Source organism: Ruegeria sp. BC5 (assembly GCF_056539205.1).
Genome location: NZ_JBQFUN010000002.1, coordinates 21,809 through 35,983, shown reverse-complemented (window position 1 = coordinate 35,983; position 14,175 = coordinate 21,809). Strand labels below are relative to the sequence as shown.

The 14,175-nt window shown below is 52.8% G+C and carries 11 protein-coding genes; 7 read left to right on the top strand and 4 right to left on the bottom strand.

All coding sequences use genetic code 11. From position 1 onward, the window contains the following. Positions 1-5 precede the first annotated feature (5 nt). Both ACR0LY_RS08325 and ACR0LY_RS08320 read right to left on the bottom strand, forming a co-directional pair. The gene (locus ACR0LY_RS08325; RefSeq protein WP_480640775.1) at positions 6-251 is read right to left on the bottom strand and encodes a hypothetical protein; all 246 of its coding nucleotides are present in this window, start codon (positions 249-251) and stop codon (positions 6-8) included. Between the two features lie 119 nt (positions 252-370). Then, positions 371-769: a hypothetical protein gene (locus tag ACR0LY_RS08320; protein WP_480640838.1), complete on the bottom strand. Its 399-nt coding sequence runs from the start codon at positions 767-769 to the stop codon at positions 371-373. Between ACR0LY_RS08320 and ACR0LY_RS08315 the strand changes: the two genes are divergently transcribed. Continuing rightward, entirely contained in the window at positions 653-994 is a 342-nt protein-coding gene (locus tag ACR0LY_RS08315; protein WP_170349881.1) for a substrate-binding domain-containing protein, read from the top strand. The two genes, ACR0LY_RS08320 and ACR0LY_RS08315, sit on opposite strands and share 117 nt — an antisense overlap. 236 nt (positions 995-1,230) lie before the next feature. Continuing rightward, positions 1,231-1,521 carry a hypothetical protein gene (locus tag ACR0LY_RS08310; protein ID WP_170349880.1) on the top strand — a complete coding sequence of 97 codons (291 nt, stop codon included), beginning with the start codon at positions 1,231-1,233 and terminating at the stop codon, positions 1,519-1,521. Between the two features lie 104 nt (positions 1,522-1,625). Here ACR0LY_RS08310 and ACR0LY_RS08305 read toward each other — a convergent pair whose 3' ends face one another. Further along, the gene (locus ACR0LY_RS08305) at positions 1,626-4,433 is read right to left on the bottom strand and encodes an autotransporter outer membrane beta-barrel domain-containing protein (protein WP_170349879.1); all 2,808 of its coding nucleotides are present in this window, start codon (positions 4,431-4,433) and stop codon (positions 1,626-1,628) included. A gap of 310 nt (positions 4,434-4,743) precedes the next feature. Between ACR0LY_RS08305 and ACR0LY_RS08300 the strand changes: the two genes are divergently transcribed. Beyond that, entirely contained in the window at positions 4,744-6,840 is a 2,097-nt protein-coding gene (locus ACR0LY_RS08300) for a tetratricopeptide repeat-containing sulfotransferase family protein (RefSeq protein WP_480567114.1), read from the top strand. Positions 6,841-7,469: 629 nt separating this feature from the next. Here the strand turns inward: ACR0LY_RS08300 and ACR0LY_RS08295 are convergent. Then, positions 7,470-8,738, bottom strand: a complete 1,269-nt coding sequence (locus ACR0LY_RS08295) for an arylsulfotransferase family protein (RefSeq protein ID WP_170349877.1) — start codon at positions 8,736-8,738, stop codon at positions 7,470-7,472. A gap of 336 nt (positions 8,739-9,074) precedes the next feature. On the opposite strand from ACR0LY_RS08295, the gene ACR0LY_RS08290 reads away from it, so the two are divergent. The 4 genes from ACR0LY_RS08290 (at position 9,075) to ACR0LY_RS08275 (ending at position 13,894) form a co-directional block, all read left to right on the top strand. Continuing rightward, positions 9,075-10,448 carry an arylsulfotransferase family protein gene (locus ACR0LY_RS08290; protein WP_480567113.1) on the top strand — a complete coding sequence of 458 codons (1,374 nt, stop codon included), beginning with the start codon at positions 9,075-9,077 and terminating at the stop codon, positions 10,446-10,448. Next, positions 10,445-10,708 (top strand): hypothetical protein, encoded by a 264-nt coding sequence (locus tag ACR0LY_RS08285; protein WP_254440209.1) that lies wholly within the window; start codon positions 10,445-10,447, stop codon positions 10,706-10,708. Before ACR0LY_RS08290 ends, ACR0LY_RS08285 begins: the two co-directional genes overlap by 4 nt. Beyond that, a complete protein-coding gene (locus tag ACR0LY_RS08280; RefSeq protein WP_170349875.1) occupies positions 10,705-12,198 on the top strand; it encodes a sulfotransferase in 1,494 nt (497 codons plus the stop codon). Before ACR0LY_RS08285 ends, ACR0LY_RS08280 begins: the two co-directional genes overlap by 4 nt. A 226-nt stretch (positions 12,199-12,424) precedes the next feature. Next, the gene (locus ACR0LY_RS08275) at positions 12,425-13,894 is read left to right on the top strand and encodes an arylsulfotransferase family protein (RefSeq protein ID WP_170349874.1); all 1,470 of its coding nucleotides are present in this window, start codon (positions 12,425-12,427) and stop codon (positions 13,892-13,894) included. Positions 13,895-14,175 lie beyond the last annotated feature (281 nt).

Below are 14,175 nucleotides of genomic sequence, written 5' to 3'. Positions count from 1 at the left end.
TACCATTACATGGTGATCGCGCCAAACAAGGCCAGTCCTACGGCAACGTATTCACTTGGGGTCGTGAAACCGCCGCGCGCGGAAATTTGGTAGACTACCCAAGCTACGGCAGACAGGTTGATAAGTTGGATCACCGGCAGGTTCTTCGAGGTTCGGGAAATGACCAAAGCTCCGGCCAGCACCATCAGAAAGAACGGCATGGTGAACGTCGCAAAGAATGAACCGATCCAGATCGGATCGTAGCCTGACATCCAGAACATAATAGCTAAGCCAGCGTCCCTGGCCTTCTTGCGGCGCCAGGGTGAGAACGTCGCCGGGCTTCACGCTAAGCTCACTGTCCAGTACCGCGCGGAACTGGTGCCCTTCCACGTCACACGTCACCAGCATATGCGCGCCCAATGGCTCCACAAGCTTGGCCCGCGCCAAAGCCCTGATCCGAAACGCGCAAATCTTCCGGGCGAATGGCCCATTTCAGGTTTTTGCCGCTGGCTGGGCCCTCAAGGCATTGCCCTGCAACTGTCCAGCGACCAGAGCCCGAAGACTCAGCCGGAAGGAAATTCATTGGCGGATCGCGGATGAAACTGGCCACAAACTCGGCCGCTGGATCCCGATATACCTCGATGGGTGAGGCTGCCTGAACAATTTTGCCCTGATGCATGACACTGATCCGGTCAGCTATGGACATGGCCTCGACCTGATCGTGAGTCACGTAAGTGGCAGTGGTTTTGCTTTCGGCCAGAACCCCCTTCAACTCGGCACGCATTTCCATCCGCAACAGCGCGTCGAGGTTCGACAGGGGTTCGGCGATATCGAAGACACGGCCGTTTCGACGCCGGGCCTTTCAATCATGGCAATCAACCCAAAGAAACTAGGCACGCGATCGGCTGAAATCCTTCTGGACCGAATGCGAACACCCGAACTGCCAGTCCGTCATTTTGAGTATTCCGCGACCTTGGTTGCACGGGGAACATCAGGGCAAGCTCCTGACCATTGAACCTATTCCCAGAATTTGTTGTAGGTATTTATCGCTGTTCTCGCTGACATTGTGCGAGCAAGGGAGCGGTCATATATGATCGGCGCAGCGAATGTTCGGTTCGAGCCCGTACTTTGCAACACAGCCTGGGAAAACGGCCCTTTACGTTCAGCGGTTCTCTGCGATTTTGACAAGCTACACTAATTAATCTGCGCTCATCTAGCGCCACACGACAGCTCTAGCGTGTAGAATGCTAAATGCCCCAAAATCGTTTTGATGAACTGATGGATTTCGTCTGCGTCCGCTATGGCTATTGCGGAGGTGTCGTTGATGGGAAACCGATACATGTAGCGCATTTCATTCCTGAATATGGGAACGTAGCTGCAAGTGAATTTTCTGAATGGGTGATGTTGGCAGAAGATAGTGGTCCGGATTCGAACTTGGGTTTTCGTGACCAGCATAAAAAGGACATAGAGGCTGCATTCATAAAGATCATGGGAAGCGCAGTAGTTCCTGCCAAAGAATTGAGATGGGATGCAGAAGACTAAGTGACTTGTGTCGAAGCAGTTGAAGCGAATGATGCTCTATCCGCAATGCGTGAGTTCGACCAATTGGAATTCCGCGGCACCCTCCCGGGTGCCGCGGAGATTTTTTAGAACGACCAGCGAAGTCCCGCCCGCAAGAAGGGGCCCTGGGCGTCGCTGCCGATTTCTTGTTCGGCATTCAGTTCAAGCTGAATGTCCTCAACAATATCTTGCTCGTAGCCAACCGCGACACGAGCGCCGGTGAAGTCGGTAGATGCAAAGATCAGCGACTGAGTCGATGAGAATACGGTCACATCAGCATCCGTTGTTCCCAGATCGCGCCGCAGAACACCGCTGAGCTGCCCGCTTAGGATACCGCCATTACCGAACTGCTTTTCAGCTTCTACACCCAGTTGGGCTTCGATGACTTCGGTGGTGACATCTCCGACCGTGGCGTTGGCGCTTGAGCGTGTTTCGGTGTAACCATCGTCCTTTTGGTTGGTATAGCGCGCGTTCGCAAATCCGAGCAGCCCGAAATCACCACTGACGTCGAACCCGCGTTCGACCGCGATATGCGCTGTCAACAGCCTGCTGTCATAATCGGCATTAGCATCATCGCTGCCATTGATTTGACGGGTGCGGTCTGTCGAGAGCCAGCCATAGCCAAACCCAGCTTCAAGCGTATAGGCACCAATCTGTCGACCCACGGCGGCGTCAAGAAAAAAGCCGGTCGTGTCAAAGTCCGCGGACTCGTTATCTCCGTCCGCCGAGAACACGCCCATGCCAACAGCCAACGCAATGCCGTTGTCCATCTGGCCGGAAATCCCGGCGCTGCCGCTGAAAAGCGATACGTCCAGATCGCTGCCGGTTTCAGGGTCGAACTCTCGATACTGTGCGTCGATCATCGCAAATGGCCTGAAGCCCGCAAAGGTGAACCCCTGCGCAACTTGCTCTGACGGTGCATAGTTCAGCGCGTTGCCACTGCTGCCTACGACGCTGCCGTAAAAGGCGACGACGTCGCCTGAAACCGCAAAATCATCAGCATCTACAGCAGCATATATCGGTGCTGCTCCGCCCTCATCCTGCACGAACCAGACAGAGCCCTCTTCGGACACGGTGGTCGTGAAAACACCCGCTCCGGGCGTGGCGTCTTCAAAGTTGAACACAGCGCTGCCGCCCTGCGCGTCGAGATTTACGTTGTGCGCGTCGACCCGTATGACGCCGTCGACATCATCATTGGTGTCAGCGTTAAGCGTGCCCGAACCCGTCCCGAGATAAACGGCATAAACTTCGTCATTGCCGGAAACCCGGATGGTTCCCAGGCCGTCGATCGTGCCGTCAAAGTTGTCGAATTGGATACCGGCAGCACGTGTCCCGGCAGAACCGGTCCCATGAACAGTGATCTGTCCGGTGTTCGAGAACGATCCCTGCATGTCGTTGGCGTAGATACCGATTGCCGTTGATTGGTCCGGCGATAGTCCACCGCCATCCATCCCACCCTGGGCGGTGACCGTGATATTGCCCGAGTTCGAGATGTCTCCGGTTGCGATTTCGTCGACGTATACGCCGTAGGCTTCGGCCTCGGTATCCCGCGAGATGGCGGTGGCCGTGATATTGCCCGAGTTTGTGATGGTGCCGCTCAGATTGTCTGTCAGATAAAAGCCTGCGGCAGTTGCCGAGTCTTCGGCAGCCTCGGCGCGCAAGGTCATGGTCCCCGAGTTGGTGACCGTTCCCGAAACGTCATCGCCAATATACATGCCCGAAGCTGTCGCCTCGTCACCGGTATTTAGAGAAAGCGCGGTCCCGGTGATCGTACCCGAGTTGATTACGGTGCCTTCAACCAGATCTTCGAGGTAAAAGCCGCCTGCATAGGCCTCATCATCGGTATCGGCACTTGCGAATGCAGTGATCGTGCCGCTGTTGATGATGGTTGCGCCTTCCAGCATATCGTCATCGACGAAGATACCATATGCCGAAGCGTCGGATTCAACCGCCAAGGCAGTTACTTTGATCGTACCGCTGTTTTCAATTCGGCCGGACAGATCGCTATCGACAGCAATGCCATAGGCGATCGCTTCATAGGTCGTTGGAGCAGATGCGAAAATGTCCAGAGTGCCCGTGTTCAAGATCACACCGGACGCATCGCCATCAACGAAAATCCCGAATGCAGATGCAGTACTGTCAACGGTGGTGATGGCAACCGATTTTATGGTGCCCGAGTTCACAATCTCACCGGTCTCTAGCAGGTCATCCTCGACATAGATGCCCCAGGCATAGGCGTAATCGTCGGCGAAGGATCTGGCGCGTACATCGATTGTGCCCGTGTTTCGGATGGAGCCGCCAACGTCGCCATCAACGGCGATACCGTAGATAGATGCGGTGCTTCCCGCGGAGGTGTTGATAAGCCCATCGACCCTTATCGTGCCGGTGTTCAAGATTTCGCCGGTCTCTGTAAGGTCTCCGTCGACATAGATACCCCAAGCTTCGATGTCCCCATCAGTCGATTGCACATCGACCTCTATGGTGCCGTTGTTCACGATCGAACCGGCGACATCACCATTGACCTGGATTGCATAAATATCCTGAGGGTCAGAGCCCGTAATATCCAGCGATATGGAGCCGTTGTTCACCAGTTCGCCGCCCTCAAGCAGGCCGCCATCCAGGCGCAGGCCCGTCGCCGTATCCGTGTCGGTGGCAGTGACCGAAATCGACCCGTTATTGGTAAACGTGCTTGAGTAATCCGTAGTGATCGTCAGGGCGGCGGCCGTCGAAGATGTAATCTCAATCGCGCCGCTTGCTGTCACTTCGTGATCCGCATCGGTTGCGAAAACCTGAGGCGTCGTCACCACATTCGAGATCGTATCCGCATGTACGTCCCCGGCAGTCAGTGCAACCATCGATACCTGTGCCAGCAACGCAGCAGGAGCCGCACTCACAATTTGGCCTTTCCACTTGAAAAGACGCCCCCCACGGAGCTTGGGGGCGTTCACCCCCGACCCATTTTTAGACATTTACTATCCCGTTAGATTTTTTTTGTCTTTTTTTGTCGAAGCTTGCCGCGTATTCGCGATCGGCTCCGCTTATGAACTGTTAAAAAGTCGTTAACATATATGCAATCCACCAATTTTGCATTGCATAAGATGATCTATTGCTGTTGGAAATTCGTAGGAAAACTGCAACACAATGTGGCAATTTGACGGCGCTTGGTATCAGGTTGCTATCATGCGCCAGCCCGGAGCTACGTGAATGCCAAAAAACCAGACTTTGTCTATCGGAGAAGCCTATAACCAAGGTGTTCAGGCATTTGAAACAGGGCAATTGAACAAAGCTGTCAAGGTTCTGAACCAAGTCCTCAAGGCTGCGCCCGAATATGCCCCTGCGCATCAACTGCTTGGCGTAATTGCGTTTCAAGCCGGTCAGACCGGACCTGCCGAAAATGCCATGCGCGAAGCGATCCGATTGCAGCCAGACAATGCCGGGTTCCTGTCAAATTTTACCGAGGTATTGCGCACGAACGGAAAACCTGAAGAAGCACTCAAGGTCGGTAAACGTGCGGTTCAGCTTGCTCCGGGGGTTGCAAATGCGCATTCAAACCTTGGGTTGGCCTATTATGATATGGGTGAACTGTCCGAAGCCGAAGCCTGTCAGAAAAGAGCGTTGGCCCTAAACCCCGATCTGATTGCGGCGTTGAACAATATGGGATCGATCGCGCGCGACAACGAGGACAGAGAAGGGGCAATTTCATTCTACCGCCGGGTGCTGGACCTGCGCCCGGGCTATCTGGAGAGTGTCAACAACCTCATTTCCGTATTGATCGAAGCTGAACAGTCGGAAGAGGCCACAGAGCTGGCAGATGATTACCTTGGCAAGGGACATGTTTCCGCAGAGTTGCATCGCAATCGGGGACGGTTACACGTTTTGCAGTGCGAATGGGACGAAGCCGAACGCTGTTTTCGGAATGCAATTTCGCTGGATGAGAAGAAGCCCGAATCCTATGTCGGGCTTGCACAGGTTCTGACCGAGAAAAACCTGCATGAACTTGCCCTTGTCGAGGCTGAAAAAGCGCAGCGCTTAGACCCCAGCCACGCACCTGCGTATCACTATATAGCCGTCTGCAAATCGCACCTTGGCGACCTTGAGGCCGGTTTTGCCAATTACGAAAAGACCCTTGAACTAAAACCAGATTTTTCGGCCACGATGATCGCATTGGGGCATCTGGAGATGGAGCGCGGCAACTTTGACGCCGCCCGCAGTTGGTTCAATAAGGCGGCTGAAAGGGACAAGGCGCGTCTGAATGCGCAGATCGCGTTGGTCAGGTTGGACAAGGTTGCCGAAGACAACCCTGATTTTCAGGCTCTTGTGGCCGCGTTGCCCGGGGTCGACAAGTTGCCGCCCGAACAATCGGTTTCGTATCACTACGCTTTGGGGAAATGCTATGAGGACCTCAAGCGCTACGACAGCGCTTTTGAGCATTTTGCAAAAGGGGCCGCACTAAAGCGCAGCATTATCGATTTTGACGCGGACCAGATCGAGGAAACCGCCGACGATCTGATTTCGATGTTTACGCCAGAGCTGGTCCAAAAGCTCCGCCAAAGTTCTGTAGATAGCAGCCAGCCGATCTTTGTTGTTGGTATGCCCCGATCTGGAACCACGCTGACCGAGTCGATCCTCGCCAGCCACCCCTACGTTTTTGGGGCCGGAGAGTTGAGCTATATGCACAAGCTGTTTACCGATCAGCTGCGTGGTGGAAACAAGAAGACGGGTAGTCTGATCGCCGCTCTGCCGGATCACGAGATTTCGAAACGCGCCCAACAATATATCCAGCAGCTTGACGCGCACGCGCCTGGTAAACCGTTTATCGTCGATAAGATGCCTGCGAATTTTCTGATGGTTGGTCTGATACACGCGATCATGCCCAACGCACGGATCGTGCATGTCGCGCGCAATCCAATGGATACGTGCCTGTCCTGTTTCACACGGGTTTTTCAGCGCAGCCAGTATCACAGCTATGACCAGGTCGAGCTGGGCCGGTACTTCAACGCCTATGTTCGCGTCATGCAACACTGGAATGATATCCTTCCGTCGGGCAGTTTTCACACCGTTCACTATGAAAACCTGGTCGAGAACATTGAGTTTGAAGCGCGTCGCCTGATCGCCTTTTGTGGTCTTGAATGGGATGATCGCTGCCTTGAATTTCACAAAGATGCGCGGCGAGTTCGTACCGCCAGCGTTCAGCAAGTGCGCCAGCCGCTGTACAAGTCCTCAAAGGAAAAATGGCTAAACTACAAATCTCATCTAACCCCGCTTATTGAAACTATCGGAGAAGCAAGGATTTCTTTCTGAAAGATTTTCGCTGAAACCTAAAATTGAAGGTTGCCGGTGTGAAGTAGGGCGCTGTTTTCGATCCAAAATCACCAATGTCAGCTGGTTTAGAACGCCCGAATGTGCGTTTCGCGATTTGCTAAAGGCTCAGAACCTAACTCTCGCAATGCATAGATGAACCGATTTATTCCCGCCGCGCCATCACGTGATGCATGACCAAGTTCAGCACTTCGACATCATCCTGATTAAATGTCCGATAGCGAAACCGTACCGTTCCCCGGTCGGGTTAGGAACGAGACGGCGTAAGCGCTTCGACCGTAACACGAGCGCAGAGCGTGTCGTCCGGGAAAACAGGAGCAAGCCACCGAACCTCGTCCATACCACGACCGCCCAAGTTGGTGCCGGTGAGTATGCCGGTGTCACGAAAAAGGCGGAAGGTGAGGGGAATGGTTTGAAACCTACTGGCAATTCCTAGCTCCTGGTCCATCAGTGCTATCGCTCACCAACGTCAGAAGTTACCGTCCCTTCGAGTGTGCAGCAGACGCGGTCTCTAACCACCGAATAGTTACAGGTTCGCGGATATCAACTCGTTAAATTTCCAAGCATGACGATCAACACTTGCAACAGAATGTTTGAAACACCCTCTGAGGTTATGGGCAATTCCAAGCAGCGACTTCCGCGGCAGTTATTGGATATCTTGTCGCCTCCATCACCTCGGGCACCTGACTTGCATCATATCGGTCCATGACCCATTCCCAGACGGGATCGCCCGTACTGGTCACTTCCAGCGCTCGTCCGGCGCGGGATTCGGTTAGCAGAAGATTGCCATTGGGCAGCTTTTGCCATTTCCCGGACCACTTGGTGTAGAACGGTTGGTCGGGCCGTTTGGGAAAGAGAATGGCGCGTTCTTGCGTATGGGGTTGCACTGCGACGACGCGGGATCCTCCCTGCAGGCCTCCACCCTCGGTTCGGTCGTAGTTGTTGTCGAAGATGCCGATCCATCCGTCACCGATGAAATCCGGGTCGTGCTGAAACAGAGTGTCTGAATAGGTGCGCCATTTCACCTTTAGCGTATCCGGGTCCAACACCATGACCATATGTAGATCCCGCAGGGAAACAACGATGTCACCCGCATCGAACAACGGATATTCAGCGGCCATATCCGGTGACAGTTCTTCTATGTCGTTGAGGTGAAAGATATCGCCATGATAATTCCTGCCTGTCCTCAGGTACACGTCGCTCAGGCCATTTTTCTCAAACACTTCGATCGAGCTGATGGATTTCAGGATCTCGCCATCGGGGCTGACTTTCATGAATACGTCTTCGTAGACGGGGAAGGACACGATATCGAAAAGCGCCTCATCCCGCCCGTCACGAGAGCGCAGTTCCTGATTGCCGGACACCCAGAAAGAACCGTCATCATTCGCTGAGATGGAGTGATGCGCCCGAGGCTCTGACAGCGCCCACAACACGTCGCCACAGGCCGACATACGCGCGATCCCGATGAATTCGAAGTTGAACAAAATGTCGCCATTGGGAAAAAGATGCGAGCCGTGAATATAGGGATAATTATGCCGCCCGCCGAAGATCTCACCCGGATCAGGCGCCCAGGAATGCAGGACCGCGCCGGATTCGTCGATCAGCCGAACACCTGCATGCCAGTCGAATTCCGGGAAATACGATGTGATAAGCGTAGAACCGGGGGCAATGGCGTTGGCATCGTGAATGCGTACACCTTCAAAATCATACCGCACCGGCATCAGCCGGTCAGGTTCCTTCATAAAGGCTTTGATCTCCCCCCAAGTCTGAACGGCGATCCTGTAAGGGGCAAGATACAGGTAAGCTGATGCAAGCCCTGCCAAGAAAGTGATTGCCAACAGGCAAGCCAGCGACAGCAATGCAAGCAGGCGATCAGACATAATTTCAAAATCCTAAGCTACAATCTGTGTGACAAAGTTGGAATTTTGTCTGTTGGTGATCAAGCTTTAATCAACTCACACTGCCCATTTTGCGGCATATCCATTCAGCTTCGTGCGCTTTTTCGGGCAATTGAAGGGTTTGGGTCACCTTTTAACTTGCGCCTACATAGGCATCTGAATTGGCAATAATACAACTGATCTCGCAAAGTTGTTGCCAAATCGCTGCAATATGAGCGTCTGTTATTCGTAATTTTTGCAAGCTGGTTTAGTTTCGATGACAAGGTGTAATTTTTGCTTGGTGTTGAGTGTCGTGTTACAGAGTTTGAAGAACAGACAATGAAGCCTGCCTTTGAAAAGTTGCCAGAACGGCTGTTCCGGGTTTGCCTGGTCGTTTCGGTTATCTGTGTGTCTGTTCTTTATGGGATGTTTGCGCAAAAGAAAAATTGGCCTCCGGCCCCGCAATTTCGGACGGCATATAATGTCCTGTTCGTCTATGAAGCTTTGTCACGCAAAGCCAGAGCATACCGTCAGCATCTTCAACCGTCACGCGGTCAAGGCGACGGCGTCATGGTAAACGAACACCCTGACCGCCAGGATGCGATCCTGCTGATGGGATATTTCGAAGGAGAGAACCAGGCGAGGCTTGTGAAGCGAGACGGCAGTGTGATCCGAAAGTGGACACTAGACTACTTTCAACATTACCCCGATGTTCAAGATCGTCCCTGTGCCCACCTTACAGCCCCTTTGTTGACAGATGTGCACGGCGCGTTGCTAACGCCAAAGGGTGAGCTTGTGTTCAACTACGAGTATTGCGGAACGGTCAAGTTGGATCAGTGTTCCAATCTACTCTGGCGGTTGGATGAAAAAACACATCATTCGATGGTTGCATCGGAAACAGGCGGGTACCTGACGCTTGGCCGCAATGTTTGGAATGCGGCCGAGGTTGTTGACCGTTTTCCGCCGTTTTCGACACCGGCGACAAACGATTTGATATGGGAAGACGTGGTCTTGAGGCTTGATGACAATGGCCAGGTACTAGAAAGGGTATCGATCCCAGGCATGATCATGGACAGCGGTCTGACAGCGTTGCTTACAGCAAACAATGAAGAGATCACATCCGCAAAAGTGGTTCGGAACGAGCTGCTTCATTCAAACAAGATTGATGAACTCCCGTCTGAACTGGCGGAACAGTTTCCAATTTTCAATGCCGGTGACTGGGTTATTTCGATGCGAGGGCTGAACCTTGTCATCGTAGTTGACCCTGCCTCACGGGTGGTGAAATGGCACCAGACCGGTCCATGGATTCGTCAGCACGACCCAGAGTTTCGCCCTGACGGTAAAATTTCGATATTCAACAATAATGCTTATCTGACCTCATACGACAAGCACAAGAAGACAAGGTTGGCTGCGCCTCGAGATACGAACATTGTGATTATTGACCCGGTCACACGAGAGACCGAAGTTGTCTTCGGCAACAAGCCCGGTCAGGAAATGTTATCGGTCATTCGGGGACAACATGAGGTTTTGGAGGACGGCGGGCTTCTGATCACGGAGTTCGACGCGGGCCGAGTGCTAGAAGTGGACGGCGCCGGAAACGTGACCTGGGAATATATTAATAAATACGATGCTGAATTTGTGGGTGAGATCACCAATGCAAAACTCTACCCATTGAGTTATTTTGAAACTGATTGGAAGGAATGCATGCAATGAAATGGTTCAGGAGAATCTGGGTAGGAGAACGTCTGATCCCGCTTTGTCTTACCGGAGCGCTGTCTTTTCTGATTCAGGCAAGCCCGGCTCACGCCTATATCGGGCCCGGTGCCGGGTTAGGCGCGGTCGCGGTCACGATTGCTGTGGTGCTGGGCGGCCTCTTTCTTATTGTCGGGCTCGTCTGGTTTCCGTTGAAGAGAATGCTCCGCGGCAAGAAAGTCGCGGCTGAAGCAGGTAAAGAGACCGACGCGGCGCAATGATACAGGCTGTTGCCGTTTCGCTTTTGGCGGTGGCGGGGTTCATTCTTGCTTTGTGGTGGACGAATATCGCGGATATTGCCCGCGGGATTGTTGGTGCAAGCATGGCGGGTGTGGCCGCCCTGTTTGACAACCAGTTGTCTGACGATGCCAAAGAAGTTGCAGCGCGGCGGGCAGGGGGTCAGTTAATTTTAGGGGGATTAAACCTGGCAGGGCGCATTGTTGTGGCGTTGGCTGCGGCGGGCCTTCCCATCTTGCTGGCGGATTTTGTGGGCCTGGTGCCCGGCAGCGCGGTTCTGGATGTCATGCTGCGGTTGGATTACATCGTCATCGTTTCCATCCTGGCCTTTGCAACGGTGAAGATCGTCAACCGTCTGCGTCGTACCGATGCAGCGGCAGAGAATAGCGGCCCCCAATATTCGCCTGTGGATCAGTTCGTTCACAACTTAGCCTTTTCCGGCCCCGGGGTTCAGAAAATGGCCGCACGGGCCGAGGCGCGCCTGATACCGCGCCCTCCGATGCCCGACGTTTCGCAAACCATTTTTGTGACGTCCCTGGCGCGTGGTGGCACCACAGCGGTTCTCAACGCCCTTCATGATGCACCCGAAGTGGCGACTCACACGTATCGGGATATGCCTTTTGTTACGGCACCTGTGCTGTGGAACAAGCTGGCCGGCGGCAAGAGACGCGGGGTGCGCAGACGGCAGCGTGCCCACGGCGACGGAATGGAGATCGACCTTGAAAGCGCAGAAGCGTTTGAGGAAGTGATCTGGAGAATGTTCTGGCCAGAGAGGTACAAGGAAGCCTCAATCCCGCTGTGGCAGGCCGGGGATACAAATGAACAGGCCGACCGGTTTCTACAAAACCACATGAGCAGCATTATCCGGGCGCGCAATCTTCAGGCCGGGCCGCAGAGCGTTGAGAAGACACGCTATTGTTCAAAGAACAATGCCAACATTGCCCGGATTCCCTATCTGCTGAAATCCTTTCCTGATTGCAGGATCGTGGTTCCCGTAAGACGTCCTGAAAGCCATGCTGAGTCCCTACTGCGGCAACACAATAACTTTAGCAAGCTGCAAACCCAGGACAATTTTGTGACCCGCTACATGGCCGATATTGGTCATTTCGAGTTCGGCAATCTGCATAAGCCCTTTTTGTTTTCCGGAATGGAACCGAAGCAAAAGGACACCCACACACCTGATTACTGGCTGCAATACTGGACTTGCGCCTTTCGGGAACTGCTTGAGTACAAGGATAGGTGTATCTTTCTTCTGCAGGACGATTTGCGCGCATCGCCTCAGGCGACGATGGAGGGGTTGTATGACACCCTTGAGCTTTCGTCTGATGGCCAGAGTTTCGAACAGTATTTTCATTCGAAGCCTGACGTGGCTGCCGCAGAACATTTCGACCCCATCTGCCTGAAGGCCGCGCAAGATGTATATGAGGCATTGGAAGAATGCGCCCATCGGAACCTGCTGCGAAACGTGATTTGAGACTGGTACGAATAGAACTACAAGTTTTGAGAACAAGTTCCTGCTGACCTGCTTCAAGCGGAATATGTCATACATTCAATCGCCGAGAGCATTTTTGTTCCAGGCAGCGTGTGTCGCGCTAACCTTCACATTATTTGCCCTCAATATGAACTGGCAATGAACATCGCGTTGTACGTGAGTTCAAGCAAAATGGCCTTTAATTGCTTCGTTAAGTTCGGGATTGGTAATGCAAATGAAGTTAGTACGATTTTTGGAGAAACATTTCTCCGCGGTGTTGTTTGGGCTTTCGATTTTGAGCGGAGCGTATATCTACGGAGCAGTCAGCTACAAATATGAATGGTTTCCTGTTCCAATTCTGCAAAAAGCCAAAGCAGGATACGACGCTTGGCGAAAACTTGAAGCCAAAGAAGAAATTTTTGGAAAGGTGGAATATGTAGCAGTCCCAAAGGAAGATCTGACAACCTGGCTTGTTGAACCTAGGGACTACGACGATCTGTTGCTGATTACAGGTGGGTTCGAGGAACAGCCCGAACTCTGTCCGGAGGTCGGTTGCATCGCCTGGATAATGGATCGCCAGGGGAACGTATACCACACTTGGAGCGTGTCGAGAGCAGACCTTTTTGATGGGCAAGAATTTGAAGGCTTCAGCGGACAACCCGGAAGAGACAATGTGAATGTGTTGGGAGTTGACCTAGACGACAACGGTGATCTGGTTGTTACGTTTCAGGCCAAAAACATGTTCCCTTACCATATTGGTTCGATGCGAATTGATCGGAACAGCAAAATTCTCTGGTCTTTTATTAATCACGCACATCACTGGCCTTATGTTGCGGACAACGGCGAGGCCCTTTTACCTTGGGCTCAACTTGAGCAGCCTCCGGAACAGTATGTTGGACCCACTCGGATCGAAACCAATTGTTCAATACTTGGAGCGGTTTACGAGGAGGGTTTCCAAATCTTCGATCGGGCTGGGGAGAGAATACGTGCGGTACGGTTTGAAGATCTTTTTGTACAAAATGGTCTGATGGGGCTAGCGTACTCAGTGCGCGAAGGGTGTGACCCTTATCACATCAATGGGGTTGTGGAGATAAATGAAGCAACCGCTGCTAAGATTGAGGGGGCAGAGGCGGGCGATATTGCTATGTCACTACGATCCTCGAGCTCACTAATTGTTGTCGATCGGCACGATGATACTATTCATCGTGTCATAATGGGGCCAATGGTTGCTCAGCATTCGCCAGTCGTCACAGAGCGCGGCACTTTCGTACTGTTCGACAATCTTGGTGGTCTCGCGTCGCAAGGTGGATCTCGTATACTCGAAATAGACCCTGTATCTGGTTTGGGCACATCCCTTTTCCCATTGGCTGGTGATACAGAACACTATCTGTTCTCAAAAGAGCAGGGCTTAGTAAGATTAAGCGAGAACAACGAACGGGCGCTCGTATCGGTTTCCGAAACTGGCCAGGTTTTAGAAGTTGACTTATTGGAAGGCAGACCAATTTGGGAATACCTTAATCAAACTAGTCTCTCAGCGTTCCAACGTCGCATTGGCCAAGTCACAGATGTCAATTACGCTTTAATGGAAACTCTAGGCGCAGACTATGTGTCCCGGGATTTTGTGGAAACGGTGTTGGGTGGAACAGTGCCAATTGGAGCAGTTCAGCCAAGAGCTAGCGATAGGAATCATAACCAATAATTGACGGTTGCATCGAACACGATGGTGGGTGGGAAGACCTTGGTTTGGCGGTCATTGCGCGTCGCGTCCGTTAGTTTCGTCGCTTCTCCGGCAAGGCCATCAACCCGTCGTAGATTCTGTAAATTTCCATTGGCTTTTGTCGGTTGTTGTCCATTTTCTGATCGCCGAAGTAGATCGGTTCAATTAAGGGGGCTCAGGTTCTCGATGGGCTATTTGCGCCTCGCTCAGTCAAAAAAGATCACCTTTCGATCCCTGGGCGCAGATTAAACAGATTGATGGAA

What these genes read in the sequence shown, in the direction of transcription:
- ACR0LY_RS08300 (WP_480567114.1), top strand. Translation starts at nt 4,744, where the DNA reads ATGCCAAAAAACCAGACTTTGTCTATCGGAGAAGCCTATAACCAAGGT.
- ACR0LY_RS08285 (WP_254440209.1), top strand. Translation starts at nt 10,445, where the DNA reads ATGAAATGGTTCAGGAGAATCTGGGTAGGAGAACGTCTGATCCCGCTT.
- ACR0LY_RS08295 (WP_170349877.1), bottom strand. Translation starts at nt 8,738, where the DNA reads ATGTCTGATCGCCTGCTTGCATTGCTGTCGCTGGCTTGCCTGTTGGCA.
- ACR0LY_RS08320 (WP_480640838.1), bottom strand. Translation starts at nt 769, where the DNA reads ATGGAAATGCGTGCCGAGTTGAAGGGGGTTCTGGCCGAAAGCAAAACC.
- ACR0LY_RS08315 (WP_170349881.1), top strand. Translation starts at nt 653, where the DNA reads ATGCATGACACTGATCCGGTCAGCTATGGACATGGCCTCGACCTGATC.
- ACR0LY_RS08310 (WP_170349880.1), top strand. Translation starts at nt 1,231, where the DNA reads ATGCCCCAAAATCGTTTTGATGAACTGATGGATTTCGTCTGCGTCCGC.
- ACR0LY_RS08290 (WP_480567113.1), top strand. Translation starts at nt 9,075, where the DNA reads ATGAAGCCTGCCTTTGAAAAGTTGCCAGAACGGCTGTTCCGGGTTTGC.
- ACR0LY_RS08275 (WP_170349874.1), top strand. Translation starts at nt 12,425, where the DNA reads ATGCAAATGAAGTTAGTACGATTTTTGGAGAAACATTTCTCCGCGGTG.
- ACR0LY_RS08325 (WP_480640775.1), bottom strand. Translation starts at nt 251, where the DNA reads ATGTCAGGCTACGATCCGATCTGGATCGGTTCATTCTTTGCGACGTTC.
- ACR0LY_RS08280 (WP_170349875.1), top strand. Translation starts at nt 10,705, where the DNA reads ATGATACAGGCTGTTGCCGTTTCGCTTTTGGCGGTGGCGGGGTTCATT.